Origin of the sequence: Streptomyces sp. NBC_01296 (genome assembly GCF_035984415.1) — a bacterium.
In the GTDB taxonomy this organism is placed as follows: domain Bacteria; phylum Actinomycetota; class Actinomycetes; order Streptomycetales; family Streptomycetaceae; genus Streptomyces.
This window is the reverse complement of sequence record NZ_CP130720.1, coordinates 349606-364596: the sequence shown is the minus strand read 5'-3', so window position 1 is coordinate 364596 and position 14991 is coordinate 349606. Positions and strand designations below refer to the sequence as shown.

The 14991-nt window shown below is 71.0% G+C and carries 11 protein-coding genes and 1 pseudogene; 8 read left to right on the top strand and 4 right to left on the bottom strand.

Annotated elements, in window-relative coordinates:
- Positions 1-784: 784 nt before the first annotated feature.
- Positions 785-979, top strand: a complete 195-nt coding sequence (locus OG299_RS01760; protein ID WP_327360151.1) for a hypothetical protein — start codon at positions 785-787, stop codon at positions 977-979.
- Positions 980-1230: 251 nt separating this feature from the next.
- Here the strand turns inward: OG299_RS01760 and OG299_RS01755 are convergent, their stop codons facing one another.
- Both OG299_RS01755 and OG299_RS01750 read right to left on the bottom strand, forming a co-directional pair.
- Positions 1231-1992, bottom strand: a complete 762-nt coding sequence (locus tag OG299_RS01755) for an ISAs1 family transposase (protein WP_327360150.1) — start codon at positions 1990-1992, stop codon at positions 1231-1233.
- Positions 1993-2102: 110 nt separating this feature from the next.
- Positions 2103-2282, bottom strand: a pseudogene (locus OG299_RS01750) (transposase family protein); the annotation flags it as partial.
- On the opposite strand from OG299_RS01750, the gene OG299_RS01745 reads away from it, so the two are divergent.
- Positions 2274-2402, top strand: coding sequence for a hypothetical protein (locus tag OG299_RS01745; RefSeq protein ID WP_327360149.1), 129 nt, complete (start codon positions 2274-2276; stop codon positions 2400-2402). The pseudogene OG299_RS01750 and the gene OG299_RS01745 overlap by 9 nt on opposite strands.
- Before the next feature lie 93 nt (positions 2403-2495).
- Here the strand turns inward: OG299_RS01745 and OG299_RS01740 are convergent, their stop codons facing one another.
- Together OG299_RS01740 and OG299_RS01735 are read right to left on the bottom strand one after the other, a co-directional pair.
- Positions 2496-3083, bottom strand: a complete 588-nt coding sequence (locus OG299_RS01740) for a histidine phosphatase family protein (RefSeq protein ID WP_327360148.1) — start codon at positions 3081-3083, stop codon at positions 2496-2498.
- Positions 3084-3458: 375 nt separating this feature from the next.
- On the bottom strand, positions 3459-4394 hold the full coding sequence (locus tag OG299_RS01735) for a PP2C family protein-serine/threonine phosphatase (protein ID WP_442817472.1): 936 nt from the start codon (positions 4392-4394) through the stop codon (positions 3459-3461).
- A 1380-nt stretch (positions 4395-5774) separates the two neighbouring features.
- Between OG299_RS01735 and OG299_RS01730 the strand changes: the two genes are divergently transcribed.
- The 6 genes from OG299_RS01730 (at position 5775) to OG299_RS01705 (ending at position 14427) form a co-directional block, all read left to right on the top strand.
- Positions 5775-7562: an N-acetylglutaminylglutamine amidotransferase gene (locus OG299_RS01730; RefSeq protein WP_327360147.1), complete on the top strand. Its 1788-nt coding sequence runs from the start codon at positions 5775-5777 to the stop codon at positions 7560-7562.
- Positions 7563-7624: 62 nt separating this feature from the next.
- A complete protein-coding gene (locus OG299_RS01725) occupies positions 7625-9808 on the top strand; it encodes a S9 family peptidase (RefSeq protein ID WP_327360146.1) in 2184 nt (727 codons plus the stop codon).
- A gap of 306 nt (positions 9809-10114) precedes the next feature.
- Complete coding sequence (locus OG299_RS01720; RefSeq protein ID WP_327360145.1) at positions 10115-10345, top strand: hypothetical protein; 231 nt, start codon at positions 10115-10117, stop codon at positions 10343-10345.
- 1320 nt (positions 10346-11665) lie between these two features.
- Positions 11666-11980: an ATP-dependent DNA ligase gene (locus OG299_RS01715; RefSeq protein WP_327364433.1), complete on the top strand. Its 315-nt coding sequence runs from the start codon at positions 11666-11668 to the stop codon at positions 11978-11980.
- Between the two features lie 1024 nt (positions 11981-13004).
- Entirely contained in the window at positions 13005-13544 is a 540-nt protein-coding gene (locus tag OG299_RS01710) for a papain-like cysteine protease family protein (protein ID WP_327360144.1), read from the top strand.
- Between the two features lie 10 nt (positions 13545-13554).
- Positions 13555-14427, top strand: coding sequence for a hypothetical protein (locus OG299_RS01705; RefSeq protein ID WP_327360143.1), 873 nt, complete (start codon positions 13555-13557; stop codon positions 14425-14427).
- Positions 14428-14991: the final 564 nt, after the last annotated feature.

The window sequence follows — 14991 nt, the reverse complement described above, 5'->3', positions numbered from 1 at the left end:
GACGGACACCAACGGTATGTCGGTCAGACTGCGAGGGCGTGGAGGAGCTGCACGACGCGCTGCCGCCTCAGCAGCCCTGGATGACTGTCGTGTCCGAACCGCGCGCCACTGTTTCAAGCCCCGTACCCGCCGGCTTCGGAATCTAAAATTCCGGGGACGGTGTCCCAGTATCTCCGTGACTGTCCTCGCGTCATGACGGCGCCTGACACGACAGCCGAGGGAGACCATGGGTTCGAAGGCACACGCTGGACGGTCGCGTCGGCTGCTCTCGCCGGAGTGGCCGCCCTCGTCCGGGCGGCTCCGCCCCCGGCCGCCGCCGTGCCCGGGACGGGATCGCGCCGTCGTTCGGGACCGTGGCCGTGCGGCAGGAAGCCTCCACGAAGCCGCTGCCGCCCCGCCTGCCCCGCGACTTCCGCGGCAGGGCAAGTGGATCGTACGTGACCTGGATATCACGGTGCCGTTCACCTGGGAGGGGAGGGGAGGGGAGGGGAGGGGAGGGGAGGGACCGCGACAGCCAGATGACCGCGGGGGGCCGGCAGTACCCGATCTGATTCACGAACCTGATCTACCGCGACACGCTCTACACGCTGACATACAAGTGGCCCGGCCTGAACGAGCATCCCTGCTCGCGCCCCGGGCTTCAACCCGGAGGCGTTGATCCAGGAGCTCGAGAACGCCCGTTTCGTTGGGCGGGAGACGCTACGGCGCACCCCGCAGAGGCACGTGAACCACTGGAGGGCGGGCGTGGTCTTCCCGCAACTGCCCCCCCGGAAACCACCCCCGTGTGCCGCTCGCGCTGGGCGACATCTACGTCGACGAGAACGACCGCGGCACCTTCTGGCAGGTGCTGCAGTTCGGCGTCCAGAACGTCTACGACCCCGAGCTGGACGAGTGGCTGGTCATGGACCTTCGAGCACCGACCCGGGACCGTGACCCTTCCCCTGCTCCACGTCGAGAATCCCTCAACGGGCTTGCGTGACCTGCGAAAACGCTAACTACCCGGCCTTGGGTCAAGGCCCCAGGGCTGACGGCGCGTCTGCGCGTCCACGGGGCCGACCTCGACCCAAACGCTGGCCCCAACACAGGCCACCATCGTGAACCACACCCTTACGCGTCTTCTCGAAATCGTTCCGGCACGGACCACCGTCATGGTGAAGCGCCACCGCTACACCCGCTCCAAGACCTTCCCGCACAGGGCCTCGGCGAAGTCGCGTGATGTCCGGTTCGGGATCAGGTGAGTCCGAGGAGGGCGAGTGGTCGCTGCGGGTCGCGGGCGTTGCGTCGCAGGGCGGCGGCGATGCCGTGGACGCCTGCGAGGCGGAGGGCGCCGATGGTGAGGTTGCGCCAGGTGGCCATCGCCCGGGGTGCGTTGCCGGTGCGGAGTTGTGGGGCGTCCTCGGTGAAGGTCACGTCACGGATGTGGTGCAGCGCCTCGATGGACCAGTGGCCGCGGATCAGGGCGGCGAGCCGTGCGGGTGAGGCCTGGCTGGCGGGCAGGCTGGTGACCGCGTAGATCGTCTTGATGGTGATCTTGCCGCTCTTGCGGTTCACTCGGCGGCGTTTGAGCTGGATGGCTTGGCGGGCGTGGGGGAACAGTAGGTTGTTCACGGTGGCCGCCTTGATGCGGCGGATCTCGCCCCGCCCGTGCCCGGCCTCGCGGGTGCGACCCTGCAGGGGGATCGCCTTCCGGGGAAGGGACTTGAGCTGCTTGCGGATCTTCTGGTTGCCCTTGACGATCACGATGTAGTGGGCGCCGCGTCCCAGGAGGCAGTCGGCGTGCTCGCGCTGGGTGTGCATCGCGTCGCTGGTGACGACCATGCCGGTGAGGCCGGCGAATGTGTCCAGCAGCGGCTGGAAGCAGGTGATCTCGCTGGTCTTCTCCTGCACGTCCAGTTGGGCCAGGACCAGGCCGGTGGTGTGGTCCAGGGCGGCGAGCAGGTGGATCTTGCGGCCGCCTGCCTTGGCCGCGCCGCGCAGGCTCTTGCCGTCCACGGCCAGAGCGCGCGCTTCGGCGGAACCGGTCCGCTCGGGCGGCGATCGGCGAGCCAGCGGCCCACCGACCGATCCAGAGCGTCGCCGTCGATCCGGGTCAGCAGGCGCCGAGCGGTCGTCTCCGCCGGCAGGCACCGACGCGGGGTCAGCGGGTCGACGCGCACGCCGACTTGTTCCAGCACGTGCGCCGGGGCGTCGGCGATCCACTCGCCGACCGCCAGCAGCGACGTCGCGCCGGCCAGCACCGCGCAAGCGGTCAGCGCCAGGATCGCGACGAGGGCATGGCGCACTCCGCGTGGGTCACGGGGGTCGGGTATCTCGGCCAGACGCTCCAGCAGCCCGGGTACCTCATCGGGAGCGAGCTGCGGATGCTCGCGGAACTGGTCAAGGGCACGCGGGATCGGCGATGATGCGTCGGCAGGCACGATCTTCCAAGCAGGTCACGGGGCGTCGAGAACTCCATGATCTTGGAAGACCGTGTCTGCCTGCCAAGTCAGCCGCCGCTACGGCACGTTCCAGGCGGAGATGACGGGCTGCCCGTCCTCGGTGGCCAGGAAGCTGAGGGTGCCGGGGTGCGGGTGGCCGAGCAGTCGGCCGGCGGAGGCGTCGAGGCCGAGCCAGCGCACGGTGAGCAGGCGCGCCAGATGGCCGTGGGCGACGACGGCGACATCGCCCTCGTCGAGCAGCGGCCGGACCCGGCCCAGCACCGCGTCCGTGCGCGCGGCTACCTGCTGGAGTTCCTCGCCGGGATGGGCCACGTCGCCGGGAACGACGCCGTCCCGCCACAGGTCCCAGCCCGGCCTCGTCTCCTGGATCTGCGCCGCGGTCAGGCCCTCGTAGCCGCCGTAGTCCCATTCCAACAGGTCTGGATCGGGCCTGGCGCCGGTCAGGCCCGCCAGTTCGGCGGTCCGCATGGCTCGGCTCAGCGGACTGCTGAACACGGCGACCAGTTCGCGCCGGGCCAGCCTGGGGGCGAGCGCCTTGGCGGCGGCCTCACCCGCGTCGGTCAGCGGAACGTCGGTCCGTCCCGCGTGCTGGCCTGAAAGGCTCCACTCGGTCTGGCCATGCCTGATCACTATGAGTTCACCCATGACCGCGGACGATATCCGATCACGCCGGCAGCCAGACCGAACGACATCGCAGCCGGCCTCCGCCGCAACGCCCGCGACGTCCGTCGCCCCCTCGGCCTCCGGTGATCACAAACCGGGCATCATGCGACTGCGCCGAAGCCCTGCCTTCCCGCAGCTGCACGTCGTCCTGGCGGGCAGGCGGAGCACCTGCTCGACAACCGCCGCCAGGCGCTCACTGCCGCCGTGCACGGCATCACCATCGCGGTCTGGGTGAACACCCTGCCCCGGCTCCAGCGCGGCGAGCCCTGGTGCGAGATCGGCGTCGACGACCCGGACCGGCGCCGCGAGGAGGGCCCGGCGGCCGGCCTGCGGGTCCCCACCACAGCTTCCCGGCGCCTACACGGGCTGCCCTTGGACCTGGTTGCTCGTGCACTGCACGGCAAGGACCGCGATGTCGTCGTCCATCCTTCCGTCGCTGTAGTGGAACAGGGCCCGATGGAGCCGGTCGAGCAGTTCGCGGGGCGGCGCCGGGCCTTGCCGACGCATCCACTCCGGCAGCGGGAAGAACTCACCGGCGCGATCCCTGGTCTCCGTGACACCGTCTGTGTAAAGCAGCAGCTGGTCGCCCGGAGCGAAGGCGAGGGTGTCGACGCAGTAGTGGTCTCCGATGAGCGATGCGAGGTTGAGAGGTGGAGAGGGCGTGGTGGGGTCCAGGACGCGGATCTCGCCGCGGCGCACGAGCAGGGGCGGGGGGTGCCCGCAGTTGAGGAGGCTGATGCGGCCTCCGCCGTGCGGGATCTCAGCGATCAGGGCGGTCGCAAAGCGCTCCGGCAGGTCCAGAGCGGGGAACGCGGCGCTGTGGCGGGAGATGCTGGCCTCCAGGCGATGGACGACGCCCCTCAGGTCGGGCTCGTCGTACGCGGCCTCCCTGAAGCTGCTGATCACCGCTGAGGCCGCCCCTACCGCCGCCATTCCCTTGCCGCGTACGTCGCCGATGAGCAGACGGACCCCGAACGGCGTGTCGACCGCCTCGTAGAAGTCGCCGCCGATCCGGGCCTGCTCTTGGGCCGCCAGGTACAGCGACTCGATCTCGACATTCGCGATGCGGCGCGGCAGTGGGCGCAGCAGTACTTTCTGGGCTGTGTCGGCGACGAGCCGGACGTGGAGGAGCGTCTCCTCCCTTTGGAGTCGGACATGGCTTGCGTATGCGGCCGCCAGGGTGACCGCGATGATCGCAGCCGCCGTGTAGGCAGTCCCCAGGTCGGTGTAGGCGAAGCTCAGGCCGATCATGACCAGCAGGCAGAACGCCCCCAGCAAGATCGTGGGGAGCACGGGCCACATTGCTGCCGCGAGGGCAGGCGCGGCAGGCAGAAGACGGCTGAAGGCAAACTCCCTCGGCGTGGAGAACGCCAGAGCAGTGATGAGCACGGTAACGAAGACCGGTGACAGCAGGGCAGCGTCCCACCGGTCGCCATAGAGAGGGCGGCGGCGCCCCGACCGCCTTGCTCTGATCACGAATGCATAATATCCGGGCAAAGTGGGCGTCGGGCTGCGACGGGACGCGCCGCTCATGCTCCGTGATCAGCCGCTGGCGCCGCAGATACGCCGGTCTGCTCGATCGAGGCCGCGATCCCGCCTGTCTCTGACGGAAGCCGGACCTCACGACTTGCGGCACTGGACCGAATGGGTGACGGGCCGGGCTCCAGGCATGCACGTCGGCGATCCGCTCGGGCCGCGGCCGCAAGCGGCTGGAGATGCCCGGTGACACCGCCGGGCTCGGTGACACCTCGGGCGGTCAGCCGGTTCCGCGCCCGGACAAGCTGCGGCACCCGGCGTAGAGGCGTTGACGACGCGGACCGGCCGGGAACAGGAGCGTGCCGTGGTCGTGGGCGATCTCGCCTGCCCGGGACGGTGCAGCCCACCCGGCAAGGGGCCGTCGGCGCACGGCTTCGAAGACGAACGCTGGACCCTGGTCCGGGTCCGGACGGTGATCCGCCGCCGTCTGCGGGTGAGCCTGTCGGCGCCGGGCAGTACGCGGAAGCGCTCGAAGCCAGAGCCACCGGCTCAGTCATTACAGACAAGGGTTCGAGGTCGACCCTCGCCAGGCCGCCCACCACGAGCAGTCCAGCAGTCACGACCACGGCCGTGCCTCTGGTTCCCCGCTTCATTGCGGCTCCGTGCGAAGGCCGGAATCTCTCTTCCAACGTGCGCCACGACGCCCTGCCCCGCATCTGGGTGTCTCTGGATGCACATGCGGGGCCGGGCGGCTGGGGCAGGTGTAGTGGGTGGTATGACGAAGGCTGCCTCGAAATCGATCGGATTGCGATGTCCGAGGCTGGAGTGGCGGCGTCATCGTGCTTCATGACCACAGGACATCTTGAGCGCCGGCTCGGTGCGCCGGTCGGGTGGTCCATCGGAGGCCGTGTGGATCCGTGCGCAGGCGGGGCATAAGTGGGGGTGTCGTCGCGGACAGGGCCGTGGGCGTGTCGGCCGCCGGGTGCGGGGCCTCCACGGCCCGCGTGCACCGGTCCCCGCCATCGGGACGCAGACCCTCGGCTTGGGGATCGGACGGTCGGGCAGACGCCATGAGCCCGCACGGTGCGGGCTGAACGGCACAGGAGCGAAGGAACATATGGCGGACGTGGCCGAGCCCTCGGGAACGAGAGCAGTACGGGGAACGCTTCTGCGTGGCGACGGATCGGCAGGTGCCCCATGTGCGGCTTGAGTGGGGAGGTGCGCTTCGACGGCGGCCGTCCCGACCTCGCCGCGGTCGAACGCATGGCCGATGCTCTGGAATCACGCGGGCCCGACGGCCGAGGCGCCTGGTCGCAGGGGGCGGTCGCCCTGGGGCACCGGCGGTTGAAGATCATCGACCTCTCGGAGCGGGGTGCCCAGCCCATGACCGACGCCCGGCTGGGTCTGACGGTGGTCTTCAACGGCTGCATCTACAACCACCGCGAGGTGCGCGGCCGGCTCGAAGACATCGGACACCGGTTCTTCTCCGACTCCGACACCGAGGTGCTCGTCAAGGCGTACGCACAGTGGGGCCTGGAATGTGTGGACCTCCTCGTCGGCATGTTCGCCTTCGCCGTGGTGGAGCACCACACGGGCTGCGTCGTGCTCGGCCGTGACCGCCTGGGCATCAAGCCCCTGTACGTCACCCAGGACGCCCACCGGCTCCGCTTCGCCTCCACGCTGCCGGCTCTGCTGGCGGGCGGGGGCGTCGACACCTCCCTCGACCCGGTGGCGCTCCACCAGTACCTGAGCTGGCACGGCACGGTACCGGCGCCCAGGACCGTACTGGCCGGAGTGCGCAAGATTCCGCCGGCCACCGTCCGCGTCGTCGAGCGGGACGGCACCCACCACGACCACTGCTACTGGCAGCCCTCCTACACCCGGCACTCCGCATTCGGCACGGACCCGGCGCTGTGGCGCGAGGCGGTGTACGACGCGCTGCGCACGGCGGTGCGGCGGCGCATGGTCGCCGACGTCCCCGTCGGCGTGCTGCTCTCGGGAGGCCTGGACTCCAGCCTGATCGTGGCCCTGCTGGCGGAGGAGGGGCTGGGGGGTTTCGACCTCCCCACGTTCGCGATGGGATTCGAAGCGGAGAACGGGGAGGACGGCGACGAATTCCGGTTCTCCGACCTCATCGCCCGCACGTTCTCGACCGACCACCACAAGTTCATGATCCCCACCGGCCGGCTCCCCGCCGCACTGGAAGGCGCGATCGGAGCCATGAGCGAGCCGATGGTCAGCCATGACGCCGTGGCGTTCCATCTGCTGTCCGAGCAGGTCGCCAAGGACGTCAAGGTGGTGCTCTGCGGCCAGGGAGCGGACGAGGTGTTCGCCGGCTACCACTGGTACCCGCCGATCGCCTCGGCCGGCCGGGAGGGCGCGCCCGACGCGTACGCCGACGCGTACTTCGACAGGACGCACGACGAGGTCACCGCCATGCTGCACCCGGACGTGGCCGCGGCCCACGACGCCTCCATGGAGTTCGTCCGTGCCCACATGGCCGCCCCCGGCGCCGAAACCTCCCTCGACGCGGCCCTGCGGATGGACGTCCACGCGCTCATGCCCGACGACCCGGTCAAACGGGTCGACAACATGACGATGGCCTGGGGCCTGGAGGCACGCGTGCCGTTCCTGGACCACGAGCTCGTCGAACTCGCCGCCGCCTGCCCCCCCGAGCTCAAACTGGACCAGGGCGGCAAGGCCGTGCTCAAGGACATCGGCCGCAAGGTCCTGCCCCCGGAGATCGTGGACCGCCCCAAGGGCTACTTCCCCGTGCCGGGGGTCCGGCAGATGGCCGGGCCGGTGCTGGCCCGCGTACGGGACGCCCTGACCGCACCGGAGGCGCGCCGGCGCGGGATCTTCGACCAGCGGCACGTGGCCGCACTGCTGGCGGAACCCGACCGCCACCGTGCCAAGCGGGGAGCCGGCACGCTGTGGCAGGTGGCTTCGCTGGAGATCTGGTTGCAGGTGCACGGCATTCACTGATCCGCGACGGCCCGCCGGAGGCGCAGCCCCGGCGAAGCGGAGAGAGGCGGAGAGAGGCGGCCATGCCCCCGGATCGTACGAAGCCGACGGCCCCGTCTTCCGGCGCGCCGGAAGTCCCCGTACCGGCACCCGCGCCCGTACACGTGCCGGACGACCACCACGGCGATCCGCCGGCCCTCCTCACCGCCCACGGATGCTGGTATCCCGCGGCCGACCCCACCGGCGAGAACGTCGCGTTCATCTGCGACCGGGCAGGGGTCCCGCAACTGTGGAGCGGACCGGCCCGGAGCGCAGAGGCCCACGTACTCGACGCCGACCCCGACCCCGTGACCGAGGTGTCGTGGTCCCCCGACGGGCACTGGATCGCGTACACCTCGGCCCCGGGCGGCGGCGAGCACACCCGGGTCCTGGTGGTGCGCCCCGATGGCACCGGCCGCCGCGTGCTCGCCGGCGCCGAGGCGGGCGGCACCGCGCACCTCGGATCCTGGACCCGCGACGGTTCCGCCCTCGCCGTCACGATCGCCTGGTCGTCGGAGGCGGCCGCCGAGCACAGCGGGCCCGGGCACCTGTCGCAGGACGCATCCGCACCGCTCGCGACGTCCGAGGCCACGGCCCCGGTGGGAGGCCCCGGGGCGGCCTGGACCGAACGCGGCGGATCAGCGACCCTCCTCGGCGGCGGCGCCGCACCCCGGGCCGGCCGACCGGCATCCGCCCCCCATACGGGGTCCCTGGCCACGGGCGCGGGCAGCCGAGCGGATGCCGGGCCGGCGCCGGGCGGCGGGCTGGCCGCCTACCTCATCGACCCGGACGGCACGAACGCCCCGGTCCTGCTGTTCAGCGAACCGGGGGCCGCCTCCCTGCGCGTCTGCGACATGAGCGCGGACGGCCGGTTCGCGCTGCTGCGCCGAGGCCCACGCGGCCACCGCGAGGGCCTCGTACTGGACACCGCGTCGGGCCGCACCACCTGCGCCCTGCGGGTCGCCGACGGGGACCCGTGGATCGGCCGGTTCTCTCCCGATGCGCGCACCCTGTGGCTGCGCAGCGACTGGGAACGGGAGTACGCGGCCCTCCTGCGGGTCCGGCTGGACGAGGACGGCGCCTCCGAAGGCACCTTCGTCGCGGCCGAGCGCGAAGGGTCCGCCCTCGACCTGCTGACCGTCCCCGACCACGGGCGGTGGGGCCTGATCGCGTGGAACGTCCACGGCGCCAGCGAACTGCAGAGCATCGCCCTGCCCGCCGCGGACGCGGACGGCGAGGGCGACTCCGGGCCGCACCACCGCCCGGACCTGCCCCACGAGGTCGTGACGCGCATGGCCGTGGGCCGCGGCGCGGTGTTCGCGGCCCTGTCGGGCTCGCTCCGGAGGCCCGGCATCTGGGAACTCGACGGTGGCGGCACCCCCCTACGCGCCCCTTGGGCGGCGCGCGACGAGGAGGCGGCCCCGCCCGGCCGGCCCCCCGTACGCCCGGTGCCGCTGCGCTGCCGGGCCCGGGACGGGCTGATGCTGGGCGGCTGGTACTACCGGACGCCGGACCGGGATTCGGGCCGTCCGGCCCCGTGCGTGATCCACCTCCACGGCGGTCCGGAGGAACAGGAGCGGCCGGTGTTCAACCCGCTCTACCACGAACTCCTCAGCCGTGGTCTGGACGTCTTCGCCCCCGACGTCCGAGGCTCGTCCGGCTGGGGACGGTCCTTCGTCGACGCCGACCTCGGCGCCGGCCGGTTCGCGGCGATCGACGACGTCGCCGACTGCGCTGCCCACGTGGTGTCGCTCGGGTACGCCGACCCCCTGCGGCTCGGGGTCATGGGGCGCTCGTACGGCGGCTACCTGACGATGGCCTCGCTGGTCTGGCATCCGGAGCTGTTCCGCACCGGTGTGGCCGTTTGCGGGATGTCGGACTTCGCCACCTTCTTCGCCGGCACGGAACCGTGGATCGCACAGTCCGCGGCCGCCAAGTACGGGCACCCCGAACGCGACCGGGAGCTGCTGCGCGCCCTGTCCCCGATGAGCCGCGTCCACGAGTTGCGCGTTCCCGTACTGGCGGTCCACGGCGAGCACGACACCAACGTCCCGCCGACCGAGTCGGAGCAGTTCGTCGGCGCCGCCCGCGACCGCGGGCTGCCCGCGGAACTGCTGGTACTCCGCAACGAAGGCCACGAATTCCTCCGGGCGGACAACCGCCGCATCTACCGGCGCGCCGCCGCCCGCTGGCTGGAGCGCCATCTCGGGGCGAGCCCGACGTCGTGAGGTCCGGGGGAGCGCCGGCCGGCCCGCTACCGGTCGGCCGGTGGCGTGCGCAGGCGTGCGCAGGCGTGCGCAGAGCCGAGCGGCCCGGCTCCACTCCGCAGGGATGTGCTGGAGCGGCGGCTGGTGTCGCACCGGGGGTACGTCCGGCTGCGGCAGCAGGTGCACACGGCGACCACGAATCGGTCCTACGAAGCGGCCGTTGCCCGACGGGGTGGGAGAGCGGCTCGGCTCGGCAGTGTTCGGCAAGCAGATCAGTGCGGTACTGGCTCGCAAACGCCCCGTCACGGTCGAGGTGCGCCACTGGAGTTGCCGCACATCGGCGGCCGGCCGCTGGTCCGCTGCGGTGTCAGCCTGGTCCACGTGCTCGAGGGGGTTCAGGATGCGCAGGACGCAGAGGGCCCGGAGCACAAGACGCCGGTGGGTGACCAGTTGCGCATCCTCGCGACGTTCTCGATGCCGTCGTCGACCACGGTACTGTCGCTGCGTCGAGAGCGGTACGAACCGGTCAGGATGGTGCGGCAGATCAGCAGTCGGTAGCGGCAGTCGTTCGAACTGAGGGAACTCCAGTACGGCGTGACGAGAGATCGTCTGGCCGAGGCCTTCGGTAGCCATCCATGCTGGGACGTGCTGCATGTCAGCGGGCATGGGCTGCGGGGCGGCGTGCTGTTCGAGAAGCCGGACGGTACGCCCGACTGGGTGTCGACCGGTGAGCTCGTGGAGCTGCTGCGCCCGGCACGGCACCGCCTCAAGCTGGCAGTCCTGGGCCTGCCAGTCCGGTGCTGCCACGGCCGCGGAGACCCTCCGATGGCTGGGGCTCGATGTTCAGGCCGAGATGCTCGAGCAGCAGGCCGAGATCCGTGGTTCCGGTGCGCCCGGCGCGGCGGCGACGGGTCTGGCCCGGGGACCGGTCGGCGAACTGGACACCGCCGTGCTGGCGCTGCGCTATCCGGTGGCGGACGACTTCGCGGTCGCCCTCACACGTGAGCCGTACCCGAGGTACTGCACCGGGGCCAGCCCGTGGATGTCGCCGTCCGGGACGCGGTTCCCCGCCCGGCCGGGGACCGGCCCGCTCCGGGGCGGCCCGCGCTGTCTGCAGCGACCCCGGCCCTCTTCGGCGGTGGCGCTGTCGGGCTCACCGTCGCTCCGCCGCACGGGGAGCCGGTCCTCGACCCGTATGCGCAGTCCTCGACGTGGTGCAGGGGCATCCGAAACTGCTCGAACTCGCCGAGCAGCCACGGCCAACACCGTTCAGCTTCGCGCCAGGCTGGCGGCCGTGGTCTTGGCGGCGGCGGGGCGTGCCGGGGTGGCCGTGTGTGGCTGGGCGTGCCGGCTCTCCTTGAACTCTCGACTGGGGGCCGCGGGACGGGCAGGTGCGGGAGCGTGGCCGACTTCCGGTACAGCACGGGTTGGCACCGCGTGCGCTGCCTCGGGCAGGAGGGGGAGGGGCAGTGCCGGCCCAGTGTCCAGCCGCAGGGGGCGCGGGGCGGCGGGTTGCTTGGGATCTTCCTGTACTGCGGCGGGCGGGGTAGGGGAGGGGTGGAAGGTGACCCATCCGGAGGCCGCGAGGAGCGCGGCGAGGAGCGGGGCAGGGACCAGCGGCGCATACCGCCATCCGTCCCGCAGCCAGGCCCCGGGCCGGCTTTGACGGGCCCGCTGCGCCCCTCGGATGGATGATGCGGCGGCCGTCCTGCGGGGCTGCTTCCGGCTGGTCTGGCCGACCCTGGGAGAGGGGCTGGCAACCGGTGAGGGAGGCTCTGTGACGCTGCGACCGCCGGTGGAGCCGATGCTGGCGCAGGCCGCCGAGACGATCCCGGCCCCGCCTCGAACCGGCCCGGCCCGGCCCGGGCCTGGCCGGGCCTGGCGTACGAGCAGAAGTACGACGGATTCCGGCTGCTCGTCTTCACCCCCTCCGAGCCGGGTGGCCAGGTGCTGTTCCAGAACCGCCGCGGCGCCCTGATCCAGGACGCGTTCCCCGACCTGGTGGCCGCCGCCGGGCAGCTGACCGACGGCCTGGTTCTCGATGGCGAGGTGGTCGCGTGGGATGTGGAGGCCGGTGCCCTGTCCTGCAACGCCGGGCCGCCGACCGCGCCCGCAACGCCGGAGCCCTGGCCGCCCGCCTGCCCGCCCTCTACCTCACCTTCGACGTCCTCCAGGCCGACGGCGCCGAGCTGACCGCACTCCCATACGGAGAGGAGACGGTGCCTCGAGGTGCCGTTCGCCGCCCGCGCGCTGACCTCCCCGTGGACGCTGTGTCCGATGACCACGGACGTGGCGACGGCGGCGGACTGGCTCGAGTCCTGGACCGACGTCGCCGACCTTGAAGGGGTGTGGTGGACGGGGTTCGCGGCTGACCGCTTGACCGGGTTCAGTCGATTGCAGCGGGGCCGGGCGGCGGCCGGGCCCTGTCGTCAGCGGGCTGCGGCACCCTGCGCGCTCTGACCGACTGCGAACGGATACTGGGCCCGGGTCACCCCTCGACCGCGGTGGTGCGGGCGAACCTGGCACGGGCGCGGTCCTCGTAGTGGTCCGGCGGCGACCATGGGGCCGGCCCCGAGTGCGGGGCGTTGGACGCCTGGCCGACGCCACCGACGAACGCTGGCGGTGGGTCCGGCCGACCGTGTGGCCCAACGAGCGGGACGGTCTGTGCAGGCCGTGCGCGGCGGAGGGTCGCGCCGGCGCTGAAGGAGAACAGGCAGCGCCGCGTCCGGCGGCTGCGGCCGCCGAGCGAGAGGCGGCTGAGCGAAGCCGGCAAGCGGAACGGGTCCGGCATCGGGCGTCGTGACAAGCCGGCTTCACGCTCACCCCCAGCCGCCGCGCGACTTCCGACGGGTTGATCCTCTACTCGAACAGTTCAGCCGCCTGCATCCGTACCGTCTCGCGCCGCTGACGTCCCGTCGGAGTCAACCCGCCCCCATCCGCACATTTCTCACATACCGCGGGTACGGTCACCCACCCACACCCATCAGGAACATCGCAACGATTCATCCCGACGAGCAGAAGGCAGTAACGCCCGCCCCAAACGAAACAGCCGTTATTCGCATGATTTCATGACAAGTAATCAGTAGGGGTTGAATGGATGGAAACACCCTATGTCTTCGGAATGCTGCGCTGTCATATTCGCATCAGATCGCCCCGCTCATCTCGTTGCACCCATCAGGGGGAAGGCAGGAACATGGGCAAATTCAGGTATGGAACCATGGCGTCGGCCATCGTGCTGGCCGCCTTGGGATCGCTCGCGACCGTGGGCGGCACGGCTCACGCGGAAGCGGGTCAGGACACCATCAGCATGCTGAAGCAGGAGAAGACCCAGTGGTGCTGGGTCGCATCCGGGCTGACCATCGCCAAGTTCCAGGGCTTAGGCTCCACACAGACGGACTTCTGCAACCGGGCACAGCCCTACTACGGCTGCAACAACCAGCCCGCCACGCTCGACGACATGGCCAGGGGCTGGAGCAGCCTCGGCATGGCCCACACCGGCTCGGGCCTGAACAGCGCGGCCACGTTCAACCAGGTGTACACCGACGTCAAGGCGGCCCGGCCGATCGGTGCCCGCATCGGGTGGACGTCGGGTGGCGGGCACATGAACGTGGTCTACGGCTTCGACACGTCGAACAACACGATCGCCGTGGCCGACCCGTGGCCGGACACCACCACGTATACGTGGTGGAACTACAACGACTATGTGAGTAACAGTTCATCGAAGTGGACCCATTCCCGCATCGGTATCTCCCGCTAAGGCAGGCGACATGCGCGACACCGAAATGTTCGGCAAGCGGGCGGGCTCTCGCTTCTCCCGCCTGTCCATCGTCATCGCATTGAGTGCATCCGCGCTGCTGTCCGTCGTCGGTCCGGCCCATGCGGTCCCGGCCAAGGACCCTCTCCCGGCCGACATCCCCGACTATCAGGCTGCCCTCGACGCGGTGAAGTCCACCGATGTGCGCAACGCGGTCTGCCGCTTCCTGCGCACTCCGGTGCCCACCGGCGGTGCCGGCGGGCCAGTGCAGACGATCCCCGAAGCGGCGGAGCCGTGCCAGGACCTCCCGGTCTTCACGATCAAGGACCCGGTGGCACGGAACGAGATCACCCCTGGGTTCGTAGCGGGCACCGCCAAGCCGCTGCCCACCGAGGCGATCGAGCTGACGCAGCTGGTCTCCTCGCTCAGCACCACCGTCAACGGCCGCACCGCAACCGTCATGCTCGCCCCCACCCAGGGCGGCGGCTGGCACCTGGCGGCTATCCGCGACGGCGACAGCGACGCCACCTACGCCGGCAAGGCCACCCTGGGCACGCTGGTCTTCACCGAGCCACAGATCCGCGGCTGGTACCAGCTCAAGCTCACCACCGTCGAGCCACTCAACGACGAGGCCCGGCAAGGCCTTGGCGGCCAGACGTCGGTGTCGCTCAGCGACTACCAGAAACTGGTCAAGGCCCGCTACGCCGACAAGTTGCCCGGCTCGGAGTACGACACCAACGGCTACTCCAGCGGCTACAGCCCCCAGCGCAAGGCGGACGACGCCTCGTCCTCCACCCTGCTCCTTGCCAGCGGTTCCAGCGCGGCACTCGCCCTCGTGGGAGCGGCCGCTGCGCTCCGTCGGCGCCGGCGCGCAGGCACCCGCTGAGCCCGACCCGTAAGCGCTCTCGCTCCGTCCCGGCAATCAGCCGGGACGGTTCGGGGGGATTGGCGGGTGGGTTTCACAGCCCATTGGATTCGGGAACTTCGCAAGGATCTTTACTGGTTCGGTCGGTGCATTTGGCATGGCTGCAGTGTTGGCCGCCATCCGGATTTTTCGGAGCAGAGGGCGCACCGACAGCGCCGACCCGAGCCCGAAGTCGAAAGACCCCGCCTCAGACCGGTGGTTCCGCCGCAAGGAGCCGCGCCCAACTCCGGAGTGTTACGGCTAGCCCGACAGAGCGGCGCAGGGGCCGGGGCGGGCGAGGGATCGCCACCCGCTACGACAGGTCACCCGAGAGCTACCCCGCGGGCCGCCATCTCCGCGCCGCAATGGTTCGGATCGACGATCTCATGAAGGTCGCCGACTGATCACAACACCACGCAGGCCCTGGCTGCGCCGCCGGCGCTTGGCCCAGCAAGCCACCAGCGCCGCCACCCCCGTGCCCTACTCCACGAGGGCATCACCGGCGCTGACAGCGAACGACCCCAGCGCCTGCAGAACCTGCGGCGG

Bases quoted from the DNA above. Each gene is read 5' to 3' on its own strand.
- OG299_RS01710 (WP_327360144.1), top strand. From the start codon at position 13,005: ATGGCGTCGGCCATCGTGCTGGCCGCCTTGGGATCGCTCGCGACCGTG.
- OG299_RS01705 (WP_327360143.1), top strand. From the start codon at position 13,555: ATGCGCGACACCGAAATGTTCGGCAAGCGGGCGGGCTCTCGCTTCTCC.
- OG299_RS01740 (WP_327360148.1), bottom strand. From the start codon at position 3,083: ATGGGTGAACTCATAGTGATCAGGCATGGCCAGACCGAGTGGAGCCTT.
- OG299_RS01730 (WP_327360147.1), top strand. From the start codon at position 5,775: ATGTGCGGCTTGAGTGGGGAGGTGCGCTTCGACGGCGGCCGTCCCGAC.
- OG299_RS01725 (WP_327360146.1), top strand. From the start codon at position 7,625: ATGCCCCCGGATCGTACGAAGCCGACGGCCCCGTCTTCCGGCGCGCCG.
- OG299_RS01745 (WP_327360149.1), top strand. From the start codon at position 2,274: ATGGCGCACTCCGCGTGGGTCACGGGGGTCGGGTATCTCGGCCAGACG.